This window comes from Gordonia sp. ABSL11-1 (genome assembly GCF_030315685.1).
Lineage (GTDB): Bacteria > Actinomycetota > Actinomycetes > Mycobacteriales > Mycobacteriaceae > Gordonia.
Map to the genome: position 1 here is coordinate 49,673 of NZ_JASXSI010000025.1, position 19,795 is coordinate 69,467.

General features: G+C 68.5%; 20 protein-coding genes and 1 riboswitch. Of the genes, 8 read left to right on the forward strand and 12 right to left on the reverse strand.

Annotated elements, in window-relative coordinates:
• Positions 1-171: 171 nt before the first annotated feature.
• Genes QSJ19_RS22085 through QSJ19_RS22095 form a run of 3 tightly spaced genes read right to left on the reverse strand, consistent with a single transcriptional unit; the run spans position 172 to position 3,633 of the window.
• Positions 172-1,038 carry an acyl-ACP desaturase gene (locus tag QSJ19_RS22085; RefSeq protein ID WP_286323151.1) on the reverse strand — a complete coding sequence of 289 codons (867 nt, stop codon included), beginning with the start codon at positions 1,036-1,038 and terminating at the stop codon, positions 172-174.
• Between the two features lie 58 nt (positions 1,039-1,096).
• Positions 1,097-2,374 carry a serine hydroxymethyltransferase gene (gene glyA, locus QSJ19_RS22090; RefSeq protein WP_286323184.1) on the reverse strand — a complete coding sequence of 426 codons (1,278 nt, stop codon included), beginning with the start codon at positions 2,372-2,374 and terminating at the stop codon, positions 1,097-1,099.
• 26 nt (positions 2,375-2,400) lie between these two features.
• The gene (locus QSJ19_RS22095; RefSeq protein ID WP_286323152.1) at positions 2,401-3,633 is read right to left on the reverse strand and encodes a DUF885 domain-containing protein; all 1,233 of its coding nucleotides are present in this window, start codon (positions 3,631-3,633) and stop codon (positions 2,401-2,403) included.
• Between the two features lie 52 nt (positions 3,634-3,685).
• Between QSJ19_RS22095 and coaA the strand changes: the two genes are divergently transcribed.
• A complete protein-coding gene (coaA, locus tag QSJ19_RS22100; RefSeq protein ID WP_286323153.1) occupies positions 3,686-4,627 on the forward strand; it encodes a type I pantothenate kinase in 942 nt (313 codons plus the stop codon).
• A gap of 31 nt (positions 4,628-4,658) precedes the next feature.
• Here coaA and QSJ19_RS22105 read toward each other — a convergent pair whose 3' ends face one another.
• Both QSJ19_RS22105 and QSJ19_RS22110 read right to left on the reverse strand, forming a co-directional pair.
• Entirely contained in the window at positions 4,659-5,144 is a 486-nt protein-coding gene (locus QSJ19_RS22105; RefSeq protein ID WP_286323154.1) for a carboxymuconolactone decarboxylase family protein, read from the reverse strand.
• Positions 5,141-5,896, reverse strand: coding sequence for an SDR family oxidoreductase (locus QSJ19_RS22110; RefSeq protein ID WP_286323155.1), 756 nt, complete (start codon positions 5,894-5,896; stop codon positions 5,141-5,143). The genes QSJ19_RS22105 and QSJ19_RS22110 overlap by 4 nt, the downstream gene beginning before the upstream one ends.
• An 86-nt stretch (positions 5,897-5,982) precedes the next feature.
• On the opposite strand from QSJ19_RS22110, the gene pdxR reads away from it, so the two are divergent.
• Positions 5,983-7,497: a MocR-like pyridoxine biosynthesis transcription factor PdxR gene (gene pdxR / locus QSJ19_RS22115; RefSeq protein WP_286323156.1), complete on the forward strand. Its 1,515-nt coding sequence runs from the start codon at positions 5,983-5,985 to the stop codon at positions 7,495-7,497.
• Here pdxR and QSJ19_RS22120 read toward each other — a convergent pair.
• Positions 7,464-8,246, reverse strand: a complete 783-nt coding sequence (locus QSJ19_RS22120; RefSeq protein WP_286323157.1) for an isoprenyl transferase — start codon at positions 8,244-8,246, stop codon at positions 7,464-7,466. The genes pdxR and QSJ19_RS22120 overlap by 34 nt on opposite strands.
• Before the next feature lie 52 nt (positions 8,247-8,298).
• On the opposite strand from QSJ19_RS22120, the gene trhA reads away from it, so the two are divergent.
• The 4 genes from trhA (at position 8,299) to QSJ19_RS22140 (ending at position 11,974) form a co-directional block, all read left to right on the forward strand.
• Positions 8,299-8,964, forward strand: coding sequence for a PAQR family membrane homeostasis protein TrhA (gene trhA, locus QSJ19_RS22125; RefSeq protein WP_286323185.1), 666 nt, complete (start codon positions 8,299-8,301; stop codon positions 8,962-8,964).
• A gap of 103 nt (positions 8,965-9,067) precedes the next feature.
• The gene (locus tag QSJ19_RS22130; protein ID WP_286323158.1) at positions 9,068-10,690 is read left to right on the forward strand and encodes an alkaline phosphatase D family protein; all 1,623 of its coding nucleotides are present in this window, start codon (positions 9,068-9,070) and stop codon (positions 10,688-10,690) included.
• Positions 10,691-10,769: 79 nt separating this feature from the next.
• Positions 10,770-11,384: a ClpP family protease gene (locus tag QSJ19_RS22135; RefSeq protein WP_286323160.1), complete on the forward strand. Its 615-nt coding sequence runs from the start codon at positions 10,770-10,772 to the stop codon at positions 11,382-11,384.
• Positions 11,381-11,974 (forward strand): ClpP family protease, encoded by a 594-nt coding sequence (locus QSJ19_RS22140; RefSeq protein ID WP_286323161.1) that lies wholly within the window; start codon positions 11,381-11,383, stop codon positions 11,972-11,974. The genes QSJ19_RS22135 and QSJ19_RS22140 overlap by 4 nt, the downstream gene beginning before the upstream one ends.
• Before the next feature lie 40 nt (positions 11,975-12,014).
• Here the strand turns inward: QSJ19_RS22140 and QSJ19_RS22145 are convergent, their stop codons facing one another.
• The 4 genes from QSJ19_RS22145 to QSJ19_RS22160 all read right to left on the reverse strand — a co-directional run bounded on the left by QSJ19_RS22145 (position 12,015) and on the right by QSJ19_RS22160 (position 15,307).
• On the reverse strand, positions 12,015-12,356 hold the full coding sequence (locus tag QSJ19_RS22145) for a helix-turn-helix domain-containing protein (protein WP_286323162.1): 342 nt from the start codon (positions 12,354-12,356) through the stop codon (positions 12,015-12,017).
• A 64-nt stretch (positions 12,357-12,420) separates the two neighbouring features.
• A complete protein-coding gene (locus QSJ19_RS22150) occupies positions 12,421-13,428 on the reverse strand; it encodes an ABC transporter substrate-binding protein (RefSeq protein WP_286323164.1) in 1,008 nt (335 codons plus the stop codon).
• A complete protein-coding gene (locus QSJ19_RS22155) occupies positions 13,425-14,243 on the reverse strand; it encodes an ABC transporter ATP-binding protein (protein ID WP_286323165.1) in 819 nt (272 codons plus the stop codon). Before QSJ19_RS22155 ends, QSJ19_RS22150 begins: the two co-directional genes overlap by 4 nt.
• The gene (locus QSJ19_RS22160) at positions 14,243-15,307 is read right to left on the reverse strand and encodes a FecCD family ABC transporter permease (RefSeq protein ID WP_286323166.1); all 1,065 of its coding nucleotides are present in this window, start codon (positions 15,305-15,307) and stop codon (positions 14,243-14,245) included. Before QSJ19_RS22160 ends, QSJ19_RS22155 begins: the two co-directional genes overlap by 1 nt.
• Before the next feature lie 91 nt (positions 15,308-15,398).
• Positions 15,399-15,610: riboswitch (cobalamin riboswitch) on the reverse strand.
• A 53-nt stretch (positions 15,611-15,663) separates the two neighbouring features.
• On the opposite strand from QSJ19_RS22160, the gene QSJ19_RS22165 reads away from it, so the two are divergent.
• Both QSJ19_RS22165 and QSJ19_RS22170 read left to right on the forward strand, forming a co-directional pair.
• A complete protein-coding gene (locus QSJ19_RS22165; RefSeq protein WP_286323167.1) occupies positions 15,664-16,212 on the forward strand; it encodes a hypothetical protein in 549 nt (182 codons plus the stop codon).
• A gap of 94 nt (positions 16,213-16,306) precedes the next feature.
• Positions 16,307-17,836 (forward strand): PepSY-associated TM helix domain-containing protein, encoded by a 1,530-nt coding sequence (locus QSJ19_RS22170; protein ID WP_502876316.1) that lies wholly within the window; start codon positions 16,307-16,309, stop codon positions 17,834-17,836.
• 72 nt (positions 17,837-17,908) lie between these two features.
• Here the strand turns inward: QSJ19_RS22170 and QSJ19_RS22175 are convergent, their stop codons facing one another.
• Together QSJ19_RS22175 and QSJ19_RS22180 are read right to left on the reverse strand one after the other, a co-directional pair.
• On the reverse strand, positions 17,909-18,979 hold the full coding sequence (locus tag QSJ19_RS22175) for a 3-deoxy-7-phosphoheptulonate synthase (protein WP_286323168.1): 1,071 nt from the start codon (positions 18,977-18,979) through the stop codon (positions 17,909-17,911).
• 279 nt (positions 18,980-19,258) lie between these two features.
• Entirely contained in the window at positions 19,259-19,705 is a 447-nt protein-coding gene (locus tag QSJ19_RS22180; RefSeq protein WP_286323169.1) for an Lrp/AsnC family transcriptional regulator, read from the reverse strand.
• Positions 19,706-19,795 lie beyond the last annotated feature (90 nt).

Genomic DNA, 19,795 nt, shown 5'->3' on the forward strand with positions numbered 1-19,795 from the left:
GCAGACCACGATTCGAACCTCCCGGACGAACCGCTTCCCCGCGGCCCGTCACTCGTCAACGTACGCCGAACACACCCCTGCGGCTCGCCAGGCAGGGGTGTGTCGGCGTGAATTATGCGTTAACGCAGATTGCCCCGGCGCTACGTCGAGGCGACGTTCTCGCCGCGGGTCCTACGCCCCGGCGAGGCCGAGGACGCGCTGCCGCGCGGCCTCGGCGTCGGCGCCCAGACCCTGGACGGTGTCGAGCTTCAGCTGATCGACGAGCGTCGCGGCGATCGCGGTGCGGGTCTCGTCGCTCTCGTAATCGGCGATGAGTGCGCGCTCGTCGTCGAAGTCGGCGACATCGGCACCGATCGGCTCGATGTTCGCGAGGCGACGGTCGAGGGCGAGCACGGTGCCCTCCGGGTCGGCGACCAGCGATGCGTTGAGGAATGCGGCGAATGTCGTGGCCTGCACGGCGTCGTCGTGGGCGATCTTGGCGAGGATCTGCTTGAACACGTCGTCGGTGACCGCGGACCCGAGCCTCTCGGTGAACGCGACGCTCTGGTTCTCGTGCACCGCCATCAGCGCGAGCACGTCGAGGGGCGACAGATCGGCAACACCCTCGGTCGTCTGACGGTAGCCGGCGGTCACGTGGATGCGGCGGCGCTCCTCGGCGTCGACCGGATCGATCGCGCGGGTCACGACGAGGAAATCGCGCAGCACGATGGCGTGGCGATTGTCCTCGGCGGTCCACACACCGACCAGCTGCCGCCACTCCGAGAACGCCGGGAAGTGGATGGCGAGCACACGGTGGTACGACGGCAGGTTGTCCTTGGTGAGCAGCAGGGCCAGGGTGCCGGCCCGCGCCTCGTCGGACAGGGTTCCCTGCGACGGATCCCAGTCCTCACCGCCGAGGAAGGCGAAGTTGCGGCCGGATTCCCACGGCACCCAGTCATGCGGGTTCCACGGAAGGGCCGCCGCCTGGTGATCCTCGGCGATCTCGGGGAGCGCCTTTTCCAGCGCGATGATCAACTCGTCCTCGGTCAATGCGTTCATCGTCAGACAGGATAGGCACTCGCGCGACGCTGTGGCCAATTTCTCTCGAGCCGGGGTCTCAGACCCGACTCATCAGGCCCCATTCCTCGAGTCCGTCGTAGAGCGGGAAGTCCAGGGCGAGGCGCGACACGCGGCCGCGCAGCGCGGAGATGTCGGCGGCCTCACCTGCCGCGAGGGCGGTTCCGATGATGTCGGCCACCTCGGTGAACTGGTCGTCGCCGAAGCCCCTCGTCGCCAGTGCGGGTGTCCCGATGCGCAGGCCGGAGGTCACCATCGGCGGCCGCGGATCGAAGGGCACCGCGTTGCGGTTGACGGTGATGCCGACCTGGTGCAGCAGATCCTCGGCCTGCTGGCCGTCGAGCCGGCTGTTGCGCAGGTCGACGAGAACCAGGTGGACGTCGGTGCCGCCGGTGAGCACGGAGATGCCTGCCCTCTCGACGTCACCACCGGTCAGGCGGTCGGCGAGGATCTTCGCCCCCGACAGCGTGCGACGCTGGCGATCGGCGAACTCGTCGGTGCCGGCGATCTTGAGGGCCACCGCCTTCCCCGCGATCGCGTGCATGAGCGGACCGCCCTGCTGCCCCGGGAACACCGCGGAGTTCAGCTTCTTGGCCCACTCCTGCTTGGCGAGGATGAGACCCGAGCGCGGTCCGCCGAGCGTCTTGTGCACGGTCGAGGACACGACGTCGGAGTAGGGCACGGGCGACGGATGCAGATCGGCGGCCACCAGCCCGGCGAAATGCGCCATGTCGGTCCAGAGGTACGCACCCACCTCGTCGGCGATCGAGCGGAACGCCTCGAAATCGAGGGTGCGCGGATAGGCCGACCACCCGGCACAGATGACCTTCGGCTTCGCGGTGAGGGCGATCTTGCGCACCTCGTCCATGTCGATGCGGAAGTCCTCCTTGCTCACGCCGTACGACTCGATCTCGTAGAGCTTGCCGGAGAAGTTGAGCCGCATACCGTGCGTCAGATGGCCACCATGTGCCAGGTCGAGGCCGAGCATCTTCTCGCCTGGGTTCATCAGTGCCATCAGCACGGCGGCGTTGGCCTGGGCGCCGGAGTGCGGCTGGACATTGGCGAAGTCGGCGCCGAACAGTTCCTTGGCACGGTCGCGGGCGATGTCCTCGACGACGTCGACGTACTCGCAGCCGCCGTAGTACCGCCGGCCCGGATAGCCCTCGGCGTACTTGTTGGTGAGCACGCTGCCCTGCGCCTGCAGCACTGCCCGAGGGACGAAATTCTCCGACGCGATCATCTCGAGCGTGTCGCGCTGACGACTCAGCTCACCGTTCATCGCCGCAGCCACGTCCGGATCGAGCTCGGCCAGGGACATCGAATTCAGGCTCATGGGAGACAAGTCTATGGTCCGGCTCCCGCCGGGCCGAGTTCGGCTCTCAGCTGCGCCGGGGTGAGGGGTTCGTCGAGCAATCGTCCGAATCGCGCGAGGCGGCTCGAGGCCGGCACCTCGTCGAGCCAGGTGTCCAGCAACCGGTAGCCCTCGACGTAGGTAGAGATGTAGGCCCGCCACAGCGGCGACGTCAGGAAGCGCAGCATCTGGCGTGCCCGCTCCGGCGGGGCGAGCAGCCACCGCTGCAGGAAGGACGCGACCGAATCGTGGTCGAGATGCCGATCGTGCAGCAGCAGCGCCGCGTCCTGACGCACTCCGAGCAGGCCCGACGACGCCGTCGACATCCGCTGCGCCCGCGCCCCGTCGAAGCGCAGTCCGAGGTCGGCGTAGATCTCCTGCGCCCACAGTCCCCAGTCGGGGCCGACCGCGGCGCGCAGCGCGTGGTCGGCGAGACCTTCCGCCATCAGACACTGTGGCGTGTTCACCAGGAAGATCGTCTGCTCGAGTTGTCCTCCGCCGACGAGGATCTCCTCTTTCCGGCAATGCTCGGTGTGGTGTCCGGGGTAGGCCTCGTGGGCGATGAGGTGCGGCAGTGTCGACATGTACTGCGTCAGATCGGTGTTGATCGCCACCCTCGACCGGTAACCGCCCAGGTAGTAGTTGAAGCCCGACCACGGCTTGTCCGAGACGACCTCGAATTCGACGATCTCGTTGTCGGGCAGCGGAAAGGTCGATCGAACCCGCTCGCGCAGTGCACCGCTGAAGGCCCGCACGCACTCGTCGACGCGGTCGGCGGGGATCTCGTCGGCACGTTTGTACGCGGCGTACGCCTCGATGAGCCGCTCGCCGCCGGAGTCCGCGACGTCGAGTTCGGCCGCCATCGCCGCCTGTGCGTCGCGGTACTCCTGCTCGTCGCCCAGCGCGATGTCGACGTCGAAGTAGGTGCGGACCTCGTCGACGAAGCCGATGTCCTCCCCCGCGAATCGGCGGGCCGAGCACTCGAGTGCGGCGAGGTGGGCCGAGATGAACTCGGCCCGCGCGGAGGGGAGATCGCCGGGTAGGTCGCGGCGCAAGCCGCGTGCGCGGTCGGCGAGAACGGTGGGATCCGGAGACGGCGCGTTCATCACCTCCGCCCTCAGGGCCGCGTCGCCGGTGAAGGCGTCGACGAATCCCTCTTCGAGGCGGTCGAACGCGAGCCCGAGACGCAGGTACTCGGTCACCGGCGAGGTGGCGGCAGAAGTCATGAGCGAAGGCTACCGATCATCGGCGAATCCGTGCGCCCTAAGCTGTAGGACCATGGCACGCGACACGACCGGGCGCGATCCCAGTCTGTATCTGGAGCTCGACCGTCGGCAGTGGCGTGACCTGCGCGAATCGATGCCGATGGTGCTGACCGACACCGAGCTGCAACAGCTCGTGGGTCTGGGCGAGCAGGTCGACCTCGACGAGGTCGCCGACGTCTACCTCCCCCTGTCACGTCTCATCCACCTCCAGATCGCCGCCCGCCAGCGCCTGTTCGCGGCGACCTCGACGTTCCTCGGCGAACGTCAGACCAGTCGCCAGGTGCCGTTCGTCGTCGGCATCGCCGGCAGCGTCGCGGTCGGCAAGTCGACGACGGCCCGCGTGCTCGCCGCCCTGCTCGCACGCTGGGATTCGCATCCGAAGGTCGACCTCGTCACCACGGACGGATTCCTCCTGCCGACCGCCGAGCTCGAACGGCGAGGAATCATGCACCGCAAGGGGTTTCCCGAATCCTACGACCGTCGGTCGCTGTTGCGGTTCGTCACCGAGGTCAAGTCGGGGGCGCGTGAGGTGACCGCACCGGTCTACTCGCACATCGCCTACGACATCGTGCCGGACGTGAAACACTATGTGCGTCAACCCGACATCCTCATCCTCGAGGGGCTGAACGTCCTCCAGACGGGTCCCACGCTCATGGTGTCGGACCTGTTCGACTTCTCGATCTACGTCGACGCCAAGACGACCGACATCGAGCGGTGGTACGTGTCGAGATTCCTCAAGATGCGCACCACCGCCTTTGCCAATCCCGAATCCCACTTCCACTATTACGCATCGCTCACCGACGATCAGGCGACGATCGCCGCGCGCGACCTGTGGACCTCGATCAACCTGCCCAACCTGAACGAGAACATCCTGCCCACCAGGCCGCGCGCGACCCTCGTGTTACGCAAGGACGCCGACCACTCCATCAACCGCGTCCGGCTCCGCAAACTCTGAGCAGCACAACCGCTCCCCGCAGGTCGGCCGGTCAGCGCAGCTGCCGTTCGTCCAGACCGGCCGGATAGCGACCCGTCACCGCGATCCGGTTCCAGGCGTTGATCATCACGATCGACGCCACCACCTGCCCGAGCTCGACCTCGTCGAAAACCGCACGGGCCGAATTGAACACATCGTCGGGAACGCCGTTCTCCCCGAGCCGGGTGACCGCCTCGGTCAGCGCGAGCGCGGCACGCTCACGGTCGGAGAACAGATGCGGGGCCTCCGACCACACCGACACCATCCCCAGCGACAGCGGCTCCATGCCGGCGGCCAGGGCATCCGACAGGTGCATGTGCAGGCAGTAGGCGCAGCCGTTGAGCTGCGACGCGTGAATCCTGATCAACTCGGCGAGTTCGGTGGACAACCCCTCCGACGACGCGCGCTGTAGTGCGACGAGCGCCTTGTACACACCGGGATTCGTGCGGGGCAACCACATCCGCCGGGTGTCGGGGAGCGCCTCGGCCGTGGCGCTCATGCGGCGAACTCCTCGTCCAGCCACTGCTCCAGCGTCGTCGTCGTGACGATCGTCGGGTCGTCGGGAACGAGCCCGCCGTCGCGGATCGCCGATCCGCCGACCCGGACGCCGACGACCCATCTCGGCGAACCGGCGCGTCGCGCAATGGCTTTGCCGATGTCGGCGAGGTCGAGCACCTCTGGTCCGGCGACCTCGATGTCCTGCTCGGGCCGGATGCGCACGGCGTCGGCGAGCGCGGCCGCCGCGTCGCCGGACGACAGTGGCCTGCATCGCATGTGTGGGACCGCGGCGACCGGACCCAGCCGCAACGACCCCATCATCTGACGGGCCAGTTCGTACCACTGGGCCGAGCGCACCACGGTCAGCCGCGCGGCCGGCAGAGCATCGCGATAGGCCTGCTCCTGCGCCGCCTTTCCCTGGTAGTAGCCGAACTTCGCGTTCACCTCGGGATCTGCGGCGTTGATGATCGACAGACATACCACCCGGCCCACCCCGGCGGCATCGGCGGCGGCACTCACCTTCCGCGCGACCGTGCCGAAGAAGTCGATGGCCTTCGCCGCGCTGGTCGTCGTCACGTTGGTGCAATCGACCACGACGTCGGCCCCGGCGAAGGCCGCCTCGAGGCCCGTACCGGTGTAGGCGTCCACGCCGGTCGACCGATGAGCGGCCACCACGTCGACGCCGTTCTCCCGCAGTCGGCGGAGGAGTGCCGCGCCGATCTCCCCGCTCGCCCCGAGCACCACAGTTCTCATCTCACGTGTCTCCTTCTCCTCGTATGCCCGACTCTCACGTTCCACGGTAGGCCGCGATTGCATCAGTAAAGTGGTTCAATCTGAAGGTGGACAAGAGAGTCAATTCGAGTCGATCCACCTCGGATCCCTGGGATGAGGTCGCACGGCACCTCGGGATCGATCTGTACCTGGATCTCCAACCCGACCCGACCGCGAGCCCCCGCGGCCGCGGTGCCCGCCGACGACACTCGCTGGCCGAGGCGCTTCGGGCCGCGATCGACGACGGACGGTTGCCGGCGGGCACGCGTCTGCCCCCGTATCGCTCCCTCGCCGCCGACGTGGGACTCGCGCGCGGAACGGTCGCGTCGGTGTATCAGGAACTGATCGCCGAGGGGTGGCTGGTCGCGCGACAGGGATCGGGCACCCATGTCGCCGACACGGTCGGGCGTGCTCGCACGGGCACCGAACCTACCGCGGTCACGGCCGAACCCCCCACGCCGTGCCACAATTTCACTCTCGGACAACCCAATTCGTCACTGTTTCCCCGCGCTGACTGGATCGCGTCCACCCGGCGCGCGATCACCGACGCCCCGGACGACGCCTTCGCCCCGGGACACCCACAGGGTACGGCGCGGCTGAGAAGGTCTCTGGCCGGCTATCTGGCCCGTGCACGCGGAGTACGCGCCGAACCCGATCAGATAGTCCTGACCACTTCGGTGATGAACGCACTCGAACTGTTGTCCCGCAGCGTCTTCGGCGAGGACATCGCGGTGGAGAGCCACGGCCTGCCGTTTCATCGGCACGTGATCGAACGCGGCGGGACGTCGACCGTCCCGGCGCCGATCGACGCCGACGGTGCCGTCGTCGACGACCTGCCGGACACCGCGACGGGTGTACTGCTCACCCCGAGCCATCAGTTCCCGACGGGCGTCAGCCTGTCACCGCGGCGCCGGGCGGCGGTGATCGAGTGGGCACGCTCCGGCGGACGGCTGATCATCGAGGACGACTACGACGGCGAGCTCCGCTACGACCGGGAGCCGGTCGGCGCACTGCAGGCACTCGGCCCTGATGTGGTGATCCACGCCGGGTCGGTCAGCAAGAGCCTGTCCCCGGCGGTCCGGGTCGCCTGGCTGGTGCTGCCGCCACGGCTGGTCGACACCGTGGTGTGGGCCAAGGGGATTCGCGAGCCGGACGCGAGCATCGTCGATCAGCTCGTGCTCGCCGACCTGATCGACTCCGGGGCCTACGACCGGCACATCCGGCGCAGCAGGCAGTACTACCGGCGACGCCGGGACCGCATCACCGGTCGGCTGGCACGCACCGGGGTTCGGGTGCCGGGCATCGCGGCCGGGCTGCACGCGGTGATCCCGCTGCCCGCCGACACCGAGCCCCGTCTCGTCGCGGAGGCTGCCCGACGTGGCTTCGCCCTGGCGCCGCTCTCGTTCTTCCGTCATCCGGCATCCGGTGTCACCGATGGCATGACCGCTGACTGCGGGGGACTCGGCGGCGGGGTCGTCGTCGGATTCGGCACACCGGCGGCGTCGGCGTTCGCCGCGGATGTGGAGGCGCTCGCCGACCTGGTGGCCGACTACTTGCCGAATCGCCGACTGCGGGCGGAGTAGTCGCGCAGGGCGCGCAAGAAGTCCACGCGGCGGAACTCCGGCCAGTAGGCGTCGGTGAACCAGATCTCCGAGTAGGCGCTCTGCCAGAGCAGGAAGCCGGACAGCCGCTGCTCCCCCGAGGTCCGAATGACGAGGTCCGGGTCCGGCTGCCCCTTCGTGTACAGGTTGCGGTCGATGGCGTCGACGGTGACCGCGTCCACCAACTCGTCGGGCCCGTCTCCCGCCGCACGGCGCTCGCTCAGCAGCGAGCGCACCGCGTCGACGATCTCCTGGCGTCCGCCGTAACCGACGGCGACATTGACGTTCATCGCGGCGCGATCCTGCGTACGTGCCGAGGCGGTCCGCAATCGGTCGGCCACGGCATCAGGCAGCTGGTCGAGGGTGCCGACGATCCGGACCCGCCAGTTTCCCGCCGGACCGGAGATCTCGTCGACGATGTCGGGCACGATCTCCATCAGGGCGTCGAGTTCGTCGGACTCCCGAGACAGGTTCTCGGTCGAGAGCAGGTAGATCGTGACCGTCGAGATGTCGAGTTCGGCACACCACGTGAGCATCTCGGCGATCCGCTGGGCACCGACGCGATGGCCGTGACTGACGTCCTCGAATCCCGCCTCCCGCGCCCACCGCCGATTGCCGTCGCAGATGATCGCGACATGGTGCGGGAGCCGCGTGTCGTCCATCAGCTGGATGAGCCGGCGTTCGTAGACGCTCAGCATCGGACGACGGAGCCGATCGGGAAGTAGTTTCATCGCTGCCTGATCTTATCGACTGAGAAGTTACGGTACCGTAGGTTGCGTGGACATCACGTCGGAGATTCCAGCACCGCTCGTCAAACCCCGACTTCGCGGTGTCATCCATCAATACTCCGCGTGGGTCGCCGTCTGCGCCGGACTCGCCGTGGTGATCGGCGCCGGAGTTCTCCGCGGCCCCGGGGCTGCGCTCGCCTGCGCCGTCTACGCGGTGACAGTGGTCGGCGTGTTCGCGGTCAGCGCGAGCTATCACCGCATCCCCTGGAAGACCCCGCGTGCCCAGGTCCGCATGAAACGCGCCGATCACTCGATGATCTTCCTGTTCATCGCCGGCACCTACACGCCGTTCTGTGCGCTGGCCCTGCCCGCCGACGTGCGGTGGTGGGTTCTCGGCATCGTCTGGGTCGGTGCGGTCGGCGGGGTCGCCTGCAAGGCCATCTGGCCGTCGGCACCACGCTGGCTGGGCGTCGCGCTCTACATCGCGCTCGGCTGGGTGATCATCGCCGTTGCGCCGGCCCTGGTGAGCCATGTCGGGTGGGCGGTCATCATCCTGCTCGCGCTGGGCGGCGTGTTCTATACCGTCGGTGGCGTCCTCTACGCCGTCAGATGGCCGAACCCCTGGCCCGCCACGTTCGGACACCATGAGGTCTTCCACGCCTGCACGGCCGTCGCGGCTCTGATGCACTACATCGCCGTCTGGCTCGTACTCACCGCCTGACGCACCCGATCACGACCCGCCATCGTCTGCTCTTCATGCGGACATCACGTGCGGGCAAGGCACGTGTCGCACCGTGGTCAGGTCACCTTGATCCGCTGGGCCCATGCCCAGCACCGAATTGCCGGACATCTCCGTCGGCCCCGACAAGACCCTGCGCATCGGTATGACACGGCGCCGCTTCCTCACCTGGACGGGGGTGGCCGCCGGGCTGGCCGTCGTCCCCGGTCTCCTGGGCGACGCGACGGCCGCCCCCGGGCCCCCACGTGCCGGAGACCGGTTGTTCACCCTCGGGGTCGCCTCGGGGGATCCGGTCGCCGACGGCGTGGTGCTGTGGACCCGGCTCGCCCGCTCTCCACTGGAGCGCGGCGGTGGGATGGGGATGGCGCCGATCGGAGTCGACTGGGAGATCGCCACCGACGAGGCGATGCGGCGCGTCGCACGGCGCGGACGTGTCGTCGCCACCGCCGAGAGCGGACACAGCGTCCACGTCGACGTCCGTGGACTCGATGCCGCACGCGAGTACTTCTTCCGGTTCCGGGCGGCCGGTGACATCTCGGAGGTCGGCAGGACACGCACCGCCCCGGCGGGCCGGTCGTCGGTGAACGCCCTCACGTTCGCCTTCGCGTCGTGTCAGTCGTGGGCCGACGGACACTACGGCGCGTACGCGGACATGGCGTCACATGCACCGGACGTCGTCTTCCACCTCGGCGACTACATCTACGAGAAGCCGATCCCGGGCAACGGCGGCCGGCGCGCGACGAGCGCGATGCCGGCGTCAGCACTGCGGGAGTGCATGACACTCGACGACTACCGGGACCGCTACGCGCTGTACAAGCTCGATCCGCATCTGCGCCTGATCCACCGGACCAGCCCGTTCATCACTGTCTTCGACGACCACGAGGTCGACAACAACTGGGCCGCATCGATTCCCGAGGACGGCATGCCCGTCCCGGCATTCCTGCTCCGCCGCGCCCAGGGCCTGAGAGCATGGTGGGAGAACACACCGGTGCGGGCCGCACAGCATCCGCGTGGCGCCGACATCCGCGCCTATCGACGCTTCGGCTTCGGCAACCTCGTCGAGTTCAACGTTCTCGACACTCGCACCTTCCGCAGCGATCAGGCCAACGGCGACAACGACACCGCGCAGAACGCCGTCACCGCCGACCCGCGGAGGACCATCGTCGGCGCCGCCCAGGAACGGTGGCTGCTCGACGGACTCGCACGCAGTGGCCATCGCTGGAACGTGATGGCGCACCAGACGACCATCGCCGACCTCGCCCGGGTCGACAACGGTGTGCGTGAGGTGAGCATGGACGGCTGGAGCGGCTACGAGGCGTCGCGGGCACGCATCCTCGACGGCGCGCAGGAGCGCGGTGTGCGGAATCTGGTGTCCATCGTCGGTGACATCCACCGCAATGTGGTGTCCGAACTGCGCTCGACCTACACTCGTGAATCACCCACCGTCGGTGTGGAACTGGCTGGCACCTCGATCTCCTCCGGTGGCGACGGGCAGGACAGTGACACCTCCGATCGCGCGCTCAAGACAGCATCGCCGCACATCCGTTTCGGTAACGCCCAACGCGGTTATGTCCTCAACCGGCTGCGTCGCGATCGATGGGAGGCCGAGTTCCGGGTGGCCGATTCGATCGCCACTCCGTCGGCCAGGCTGCACCGCCGCGCCCTCGTCACCATCCCCGATTCGTCGCCCGCTGTCGACGTCGTCTGAGCCTGCCTGCAGCAGAGTCGTTCTGCGCACAGCAGCAGGCGGCTGCGATCACATCGGACCGGCCATGACCATCGGTCCCATGAGTGATGAACAACGACCATTGCCCCTACGACGACGGACCGCGGAGAGTCTGCTGAGCCAGCGCATCCTGATGCTCGATTCCGCTCTGGACGACGAGATCGGCAGCCAACTGTGCGCACAGCTCGTGATGTTGGCGTCGGAGGATCCGGTGGCCGACATCGGCCTGTGGATCAACTCGCCGGGCGGCTCGGTCCCGGCGATGCTCGCTATCATGGACACCATGCGACTCATCCCCAACGACGTCTGCACCGTCGACCTCGGGATGGCATACAGCGCCGGGCAGTTCCTGCTGTGCAACGGAACCCGCGGCAAGCGGTTCGCACTGCGGCACGCCAAAGTGCTGCTGCATCAGGGCTCGGCGGGCATCGGTGGATACGCACCCGACATCGAACTGCAGGCCGACGACCTCCGGCACGTCCGCGACACGGTACTCACCATCATCGCCGACCAGACCGGGCAGACCGTGGACACCATCTTCGCCGACTCGCTCCGCGACCACGTGTTCACCGCGGAGGAGTCCGTCGCCTACGGCTTCATCGACCACATCGTCGACGATCTCGGCCAGATACGTCCGCTCACACCGGCGTCGACGGGATTCGGGGTGACCCGATGAGCTCCTACACCATCCCCAACGTCATCAGTCGCACGCCACAGGGCGAGCGGGTCATGGACGTCTACAGCCGGTTGCTCGACGAGCGGATCATCTACCTCGGCACCGAGATCGACGACGGCGTGGCCAATGCGTTGATCGCACAGATCCTCCACCTCGATTCCGACAACCCCGACGCCCCGATCGATCTCTACATCAATTCGACCGGCGGATCGGTGATGGCGACGTTCGCGCTGTACGACACGATGCAGTACTGCCACGCGCCCATCGCGACGACCTGTGTCGGCCAGGCACTGTCATCGACCGCGCTGTTACTCGCCGCCGGCGCGCCGGGCCGACGGTCGGTCCTGCCCCACGCACGGGTCCTGCTGCATCAGCCGTCGGGCCAGGGGCGCGGCACGATCCCCGACCTCATCCTCGCGGCCGAGGAGATCCTGCGGGTGCGCGAGGAGATCGAGAAGGCGATGAGCCGTCACACGGGTCAGGATCTCGAAGCCCTCCGCAGAGACACCGACCGCGACCGGGTGCTGCGTGCCGAGGAGATCGTCGCCTACGGGCTCGCCGACCGGATCATCGACACCCGTGGGCAGTGACCGCGGCACCGCCGGTGTTGGCCGCTCGGCGCGCAGGGGCTCAGGCCGCGAGTGCGAGCGGCCCGCGGTACGTGCGCATCGGTATCACCGCCGCGGGAACGGGAACCGTGGTGGCCCGCAGCACCGGGACGGCTGCGCGCCTGGACAACTCGACGGTGACCTCGCGGGTCAGATCGAACAGGGTCAGCCCCAGTGCGCCCGCCACCGCCGCCAGAAGCTCGGATGACGCATCCTTGCGGCCTCGTTCGATCTCGGACAGGTACTGGCTGGACACCCCGGCCCGCTCGGCGGTCTCCACGAGTCGCTCACCGCGGTCGTGACGGTGCCGGCGCAGGACGCGCCCGGTCACCTCGCGCAACAACGGTTCGGGTCGGTGATCCATGTACCGATGGTAGGTGCCGGAGGTCGGGCGTCGCTGTCCGTTCTGCTGTGAGCAGAACGGGTCGTCAGTGGCCGACCGAGCGGAGATAGGCGGCGAGCGTGGTCACCGCGGCGGGGTTGCGCGGCCCCTCGACCAGCGCTGCATACGGGAGGGACACATACCGCTTCTCACGGACCGCGGTCGTCTGTGACATCAGCGGTTGCGACTCGAGTTGCCGGATCTTGGCCTCCACCGAGTTCTGCGGACCGGCACCGTAGTCGACGATCACGATCACCTGTGGATCCCGCTGCGCCGCAACCTCCCAGGACGCCGACGTCCACGAGTCCTCGATGTCGTGGAAGATGTTGGTGCCGCCCGCCTCCGAGATGATCTGATCCGGGGCCGCGGTCCGGCCCGAGGTGAACGGTGCGGGATCGGCACTGTCGAAGAGGAAGACGCGGGCGCGACGGTCCGCGGCGGGGGCGGTCGCGTTCGCCGACGCGACCTCGGCGCGATAGCCGTCGATCAGTTCGCGTGACTGCCGCTCGACGCCGAAGATCCGACCGAGATTGTCGAGGTCGGCATAGAGCGCGTCGAACGGGGCCATGATGCCCCGTTCGGTCGTGCCCGGTTGCCGGCATGCCTCGGTCAGCTGATAGGGCGTCGCACCGATCCCGCGGACCCAGTCCGGCGTGACCCCGGTCGACTCCTTGAACCCGTAGTTCCATCCGGCGAACACGAAATCCGGTGCTGCCGCTGCGATCACCTCCCGGGTGAACGCGTCGCCGAGGGCCGGCGTCTGCTCGAAGTCGGACCGCCACGGCGAGGACGAGATGTCGCGCTCCTTGCCCGGATACGACGTGTAGCCGACCAGGCGCTCACGCAGCCCGAGCGCGAACATGATCTCGGTGATGCCGGTGTCGTTGGTGACGACCCGGTTCGGGACACCGTCGATCGTCAGCGGGGCCGCACAGTTCGTGACCGTCGTCGGCGCACCGGGACTCCCCTGCGGCGCGGTCTCGACCTCGGCGCCGCAGCCCACGGCCAGGGCCGCGGTCGCCGCGAGTACCACCAGGTGGGTGATCCGTCTCATCGTTCCTCTTCTCCGGTGAAGGTGTGCACTGGCGTGGCGTCCGGGTCGGCGATCTCGTCGAAGATGACCTGCGGGACAGACAGTCTCGGGTGGACGAAGACATGCGCGCCCACCCCGAACCAGCGGCGGATGTTGCCCGGCGTGACGATCTCGGCGGGCGAGCCGGCGCCGACGACCTCGCCGCGTGCCAACACCACCAGGCGGTCGCAGAACTGGGCCGCGATGTTCAGGTCGTGCAGCGCCGCGACGATCGTGACGTCGCGGTCGCTCGCCGCGCGCAGCACGGCGTACTGATGACGCACATCGAGATGATTGGTCGGTTCGTCGAGGACGAGGACCCGGGGTTGCTGTGCGAACGCCCGTGCGATCAGTACACGCTGCGCCTCTCCGCCCGACAGGGTCGCGAACACCCGCCCGGCGAGATGGGTGACATCGGCGGCGTCCATCGCGTGCGCGCAGATCTCGCGGTCGTCCCGGGTGCCGACGGCCAGCACCCCGCGGTGGGGCAGCCGTCCGGTCGCCACGATCTCCGCGGCGGTGAAATCGAAATCCGGCGACGTCGACTGGGTGAGCGCCGCGACCTGTCTCGCGTTGTCGCGCATGCTGACCGCCGACAGGTCCCGCCCATCGACGCGCACTGTCCCCGACGACGGCTCGAGCGCGCGGTACAGGCATCGCAGCATCGTCGACTTCCCGCTGCCGTTGGGGCCGATCACCCCGAGGAAGGTCCCCGGCGACGCGGACAGCGTGATGTCGTGGAGGATGCGGAGCACACCGACCTCGACGTCGACCGCCTCGTAGACCACCTCGGCCATCAGGCGACCTCCGCCCGTCGGCGGTGCATCAGCACCAGGAACATCGGCACGCCGACCGCAGCGGTGATGGCGCCGAGCGGCAATTCCTGCGGCGGGACGAGCGTGCGGGCCAGGAGGTCGGCGGCCACCAGGAACACCGCACCGATCACGGGCGCGACGATGACGACCCGGCGATGGTCGGCCCCGACGAGCAGACGCGCGACATGCGGGACGACCAGCCCGACGAAACCGATTGCGCCGCACACCGAGACCATGACACCGGTCATCATCGCGGCGAGCACGAACAACAGCAATCGGAACCGCGAGGCACGCAGACCAAGAGATGCCGACACCTCATCCCCCATCGCCAGGGCATTCAGATGCGGAGCGAGATAGAAGATCACCGCGGAACCGATCGAGACCACCACACCGACGAGCACGGTGGTGTACCAGTTCGCCGCCGCCAGACTGCCGAGCAGCCAGAACATGACACTGCGGGCCGCATCACCGGTCGGCGCGAGGAACACGAGAACCGTTGTGAGCGCGGAGAATCCGTACCCGATCGCGGTGCCGGTCAGCACCAGCCGGAGCGGTGTGAGTCCGCCTGCGTTGCGGGCGATCCCGAAGACGAGCAGGGTCGCCGCCAAGGCCCCGAGGAACGCCGCGACCGGCATCGCGTACAGACCGATCCCCGACAGCACACCGAAGAGCACCACCCCCGTCGCGCCCACCGACGCACCCGACGAGATGCCCAGCACGTACGGATCTGCCAGCGCGTTGCGGACCATCGCCTGCACGACGACGCCGACCAGACTCAAGCCCGCACCGACGACCGCGCCGGTGAGCACGCGCGGCACACGAGACTCCATCACGATGCGGTATGCGGGGGCGTCGGCGATGGCGACAGTCCCACCGGAGACCTCCGCCCAGACGAACCCCAACGCCCGGCTCCATCCGAGATCGGCGGTACCGAAAGCGATCCCGGCCGTCGCGACGACGACGAGAACGACCGCCGAGCAGCCGGCGAGCACCGCGACCCGTGGCCACGACGCCCGGATCGTCGAGGAATGCATTGGCCCGCCCATCACGCGGGCACCGTCGCAGACGACGGCACCCACAGCAGGAACCGACGTGCGCACCGACAGTGACCCACGACGTCGATGTCGACCGCAACACCCCGTCGCGGTCACGTCGGCAGGTCTTCGGACTCGCGGACCCGGCGCTCACGCGCCACCTACTCGCGGTCGCTTCCCAGATCGTCTGACGATCCAGTGCTCGATGACCGCTGTCGTTTCCACTCACCGCTGCGGGGCAGCTCCGGACTCACACCGGATTCCCTCGTGGCCCTGTCGGACAAGTCCGACAGAGACCGACGCACGACGAACATAGCAAGGCCGGCGGCGGTGACGAACTCGGCCCGCTCGATCCTTACACTGAGGCGGTGATCACCGCCGAGCAGACAGTGCGCCGCGTGCGCGGCGCTGTCGTCGGAGCGGCATCCGGGGCCACGGCGGTCGCCGCCCACGCCCTGGCCCACGGCGGTCTGCCGAGTTCCGCCGCCATGACGGTGATGCTGGCCGTGTGCGGTGCGGTCGGGTGGACGGTCGCCGCGCACGCCGCAGCGTTCGAGAGCTGGACCGGCCTCCTCGTCGGACTGACCGGCGCCCAGGTCGCCGCCCACCTCGCACTTTCCGTGGTCGCCGACGGCCACAGCGGCGGCTTGTCGGGGCAGATGGTGTCGATGCACGCGGTCGCGATCGTGGCGACCGCGGCCCTGTGCCGCGCGCTCGAGCGGTCGGTGCGGGTAGTCCTCACCGCCCTCATCCGGGTCGTCCGCGTACTGCTGTCGGTGCCGGCCGATCGCCGACCGTCCTGGACGGTTCGCACCGGTGAGTTGACGAACCATCGGCTCACCTCAGCCGCCCTCGCGGCCATCGGGACACGGGGTCCGCCGACCGGACGTCTCGGCACCTCCTCACTCCTCGCCTGACCCGACGCGCATGATGCCCCGGGCCGGGCATCCCCACATCTGCGAGCCGCTCCCCGAGCGGTGGCGGCTCCACGCGTCCCGAAAGGCCCTGCCCGTGTCACTGACCCACGATCCACCGGCACCCCTGTCCTCCTCGAACCCACCGGCCCCGCCGGAGCCATCCATCTCCGCGGTCTCCTCCGGCGCACCGCCGACGCCCGGCACACCCCCTCCGGCACCGCGAGCCGCCGGCGGCGGACGGCTCCTCATCCGCCGCCTGCACTTCTACGCGGGCATCCTGGTGGCGCCCTTCCTGCTGGTGGCCGCGCTCAGCGGCGCCCTGTACGCCATCGCGCCCACACTCGAGAACGTCGTCTACGACGGCTACCTCCACACCGATTCCCGCGCGACGGCGCAGCCACTCGCCGACCAGGTGTCGGCTGCGCTGCAGGCGCGGCCGGACCTGACGCTGTCGGCCGTCCGGCCGTCGGTGAGCGAGCGCGACACCACCCGTGTGCTGTTCGACGATCCCGCGCTCGGCGAATCCGAGCGTCTCGCCGTGTTCGTCGATCCCGCCACCGCGAGGCCCGTCGGCGAACTGGTCTCCTACGGCAGCAGCGGCGCATTGCCCCTGCGGACGTGGATCAGCAGCCTGCACCGCAACCTTCACCTCGGTGAGCCGGGTCGCCGGTACAGCGAACTCGCCGCGTCGTGGTTGTGGGTCATCGCCCTCGGCGGGCTCGTGCTGTGGATCTCGCAGCACCGGCGTGCACGGGGCCGGGCCCGCCTGTTCACCGTCGACCGGTCCGCGCGGGGACGTGCACGCACCGTCAATTGGCATGGCGCGATGGGGATCTGGGTGGCCGTGGGACTGATCTTCCTGTCCGCCACCGGCCTGACGTGGTCGACCTATGCCGGGGCGCACGTGTCCGAGCTGCGCAGCGCCCTGCAGTGGACGACACCGTCCGTCGAGACCGCACTACCCGGGCCCGGTTCCGCGCCGTCCGCCGACAGCGGTCACACCGACCACGCCGGCCACGGCGGCAGCGCGATGACGGCGGATCCGGGGCCTTCCGATCCGTCGACCGCGACGTCGGTCGCGCGACTCGACGGCGTCGTGGCGGCGGCACGTGCCGCCGGAATCGACGGGAAAATCGAGGTGAGCATCCCCGAGACCACCGACGAGGCCTTCACCGTGGCGGAGACCCGGGAGGCGTGGCAGTTCTCCCCCGACTCGGTGGCCGTCGACGGCGCCGACGACCGGGTCGTCGACGAATCCTGGTTCGCCGACTGGCCGTTCGCGGCGAAACTGACCACCTGGGGCATAGCCCTGCACATGGGCATCCTGTTCGGTCTCGCCAGCCAGATCGCGCTGTTCGTGCTGGCGCTCGTGCTCGTCGCGATCATCGTCCGCGGCTACCAGATGTGGTGGCAACGACGACCGCGACGCGGCACCCGGGCAGTCGGGCGTCCGCCACGAAGAGGCGCTCTCCGCTCCCTGCCGATCCCGGCGATCGTGGGCGTCCTCGTCGTCGCGGTGGCGATCGGCTGGTTCATCCCCCTCCTCGGAATCAGCCTGGCCGCTTTCGTCATCGTCGACGTCGTCACCGGCGCTGCGGCACGGCTGCGACACCGGTCGGGCTGAACCACCTCGACGAGAACCGGCCGGCGGGCGGTGTCATCACCGTCCGCCGGGACGGATCGTCGATCGACCGCGTCAGATCGCGGCGAGATGCGCCAGAACGGCGGCGCTGGCCTCCCAGCCCATGCACTTGTCGGTCACCGACTGGCCGTAGGTCAGCGGACGCGCGTCGGGTGACTGCGCGCCGGGCTCGAGGAAACTCTCCAGCATGACCCCGCTGATCGTGACGGGATCGCCGGACCTCCGGGCGGCGCGGATCGCTCTCGCGATCTCCTCGGCGACCTCGGCCTGACGGATGTGGTCCTTACCCGAGTTGGCATGCGAGCAGTCGATCATCACCCGTTGCGGCAGTGATGCTTTCGCGAGTGAGGCGACCGCGGTCGCGATCGACCCGGCGTCGAAGTTCGGCCCCGCGGTGCCGCCGCGCAGGATCACGTGGCAGTCCTCGTTGCCGGCGGTCTCGACCACCGAGCCGTGGCCGAAGTCGTCCACACCGAAGAAGACATGCTGCGCTGCAGCAGCTTTCACTCCGTCGATGGCGACCTGGATATTGCCGTCGGTGCCGTTCTTGAAGCCGATGGGCATCGACAGTCCGGAGGCCAGCTGGCGGTGGACCTGCGACTCCGTGGTGCGGGCACCTATGGCGCCCCAGGCGACGGTGTCCGCGATGTATTGCGGGCTGGTCGGTTCCAGGAACTCACAGCCCACGGGCAGTCCGAGGTCGATGATGTCGAGCAGGAGCGAACGCGCCGTCCGCAATCCGCGCTCCACGTCGAAGGTCCCGTCCATTCCGGGATCGTTGATCAGGCCCTTCCAGCCCACCGTCGTACGCGGCTTCTCGAAGTAGACCCGCATGACGATCTTGAGGCGGTCCGCGTGGTCCTTCGCCAGCGGCGCCAGGCGGCGGGCGTAGTCGATGGCGGCGATCGGGTCGTGTACGGAGCACGGTCCCACCACCACGAGCAGGCGGTCGTCGCGGCCGGCGAGGATGTCGGCGATCTCGTCGCGGTCGTTCTGCACGGCCACCGCACGACGCGCGGTCAGCGGCAGCTCGCTGCGAATGGTGTCCGGAGACGGGATGGAGCGGAAGGACTTGATCCGTCGGTCCGAGGTCGATTCGGAGGTCAAGTCGGGGATGGTGGTCACGTCGTGCCTTTCGGGGTCAGGCCCTTGGTCGTCGGGTGGCCCCAGGTGTTCGGTGAAACCGGAGGCCCTTGAAATGACAAGAGCAGCGACCGTCTGGTCACTGCTCGGGCTCCGGGTGTGGTGCGCGCGGCTGGTCAGCGCTTCATCGTGGCCCCACCCGGAGCCTCGATAAAGCGCCAATAGGCGCGAGCGATGTTGATCACGGCGACCAGGCTAGCACGCCCGCCGGGGCCCACCGATCGAGGTTGGCGATCGCGGCCTGAACCGACGGTCGGGCGATCACGGGTGGCCACGATCGATGAGTTGACTCAGCACGATGATCGACTCCGAGTGATCCACCGGACCCGCACTGCGAATCCGCTCGAGCGCCTGCTCGAGATGGCGGACATCACGTGCCCGCACCCGCAGGATGGCATCGGCCTGACCGGTGATGGTCGCCGCGCTCACCACCTCCGGTATCGGTTCCCATGCCGCCTTCAACGCGTCGGGTGAGATGTTGCCCCGGCACGACACCTGCACGTACGCCTCGGTCGTCCACTGCATCGCATACGGATCGATGACCGTCGTGAATCCCTTGATGACGCCGTCGTCGAGCAACCGGTCGACGCGACGCTTGACCGCGGGCGCCGACAACCCGACCTCGTCACCGACCTGGGCATAGGTTGAGCGGGCATCCCTGGTGAGGCACGCGATCACCTGTTCGTCCACGTCATCCAGCACGCGCAATGTATCTCCTATCATCGACTTGTAGTCGTCATTCTATTGTCTGAATGCGCAATACCCAGGGATTGTTTGCACAGAGTTCCGCCGATACCG

Excerpts from the sequence above, each read along its gene's own strand:
- QSJ19_RS22085 (WP_286323151.1), bottom strand. The coding sequence starts at position 1,038 with ATGAACGCATTGACCGAGGACGAGTTGATCATCGCGCTGGAAAAGGCG.
- glyA (WP_286323184.1), bottom strand. The coding sequence starts at position 2,374 with ATGTCCCTGGCCGAGCTCGATCCGGACGTGGCTGCGGCGATGAACGGT.
- QSJ19_RS22095 (WP_286323152.1), bottom strand. The coding sequence starts at position 3,633 with ATGACTTCTGCCGCCACCTCGCCGGTGACCGAGTACCTGCGTCTCGGG.
- coaA (WP_286323153.1), top strand. The coding sequence starts at position 3,686 with ATGGCACGCGACACGACCGGGCGCGATCCCAGTCTGTATCTGGAGCTC.
- QSJ19_RS22105 (WP_286323154.1), bottom strand. The coding sequence starts at position 5,144 with ATGAGCGCCACGGCCGAGGCGCTCCCCGACACCCGGCGGATGTGGTTG.
- QSJ19_RS22110 (WP_286323155.1), bottom strand. The coding sequence starts at position 5,896 with ATGAGAACTGTGGTGCTCGGGGCGAGCGGGGAGATCGGCGCGGCACTC.
- QSJ19_RS22120 (WP_286323157.1), bottom strand. The coding sequence starts at position 8,246 with ATGAAACTACTTCCCGATCGGCTCCGTCGTCCGATGCTGAGCGTCTAC.
- QSJ19_RS22130 (WP_286323158.1), top strand. The coding sequence starts at position 9,068 with ATGCCCAGCACCGAATTGCCGGACATCTCCGTCGGCCCCGACAAGACC.
- QSJ19_RS22135 (WP_286323160.1), top strand. The coding sequence starts at position 10,770 with ATGAGTGATGAACAACGACCATTGCCCCTACGACGACGGACCGCGGAG.
- QSJ19_RS22140 (WP_286323161.1), top strand. The coding sequence starts at position 11,381 with ATGAGCTCCTACACCATCCCCAACGTCATCAGTCGCACGCCACAGGGC.
- QSJ19_RS22145 (WP_286323162.1), bottom strand. The coding sequence starts at position 12,356 with ATGGATCACCGACCCGAACCGTTGTTGCGCGAGGTGACCGGGCGCGTC.
- QSJ19_RS22150 (WP_286323164.1), bottom strand. The coding sequence starts at position 13,428 with ATGAGACGGATCACCCACCTGGTGGTACTCGCGGCGACCGCGGCCCTG.
- QSJ19_RS22155 (WP_286323165.1), bottom strand. The coding sequence starts at position 14,243 with ATGGCCGAGGTGGTCTACGAGGCGGTCGACGTCGAGGTCGGTGTGCTC.
- QSJ19_RS22160 (WP_286323166.1), bottom strand. The coding sequence starts at position 15,307 with ATGGGCGGGCCAATGCATTCCTCGACGATCCGGGCGTCGTGGCCACGG.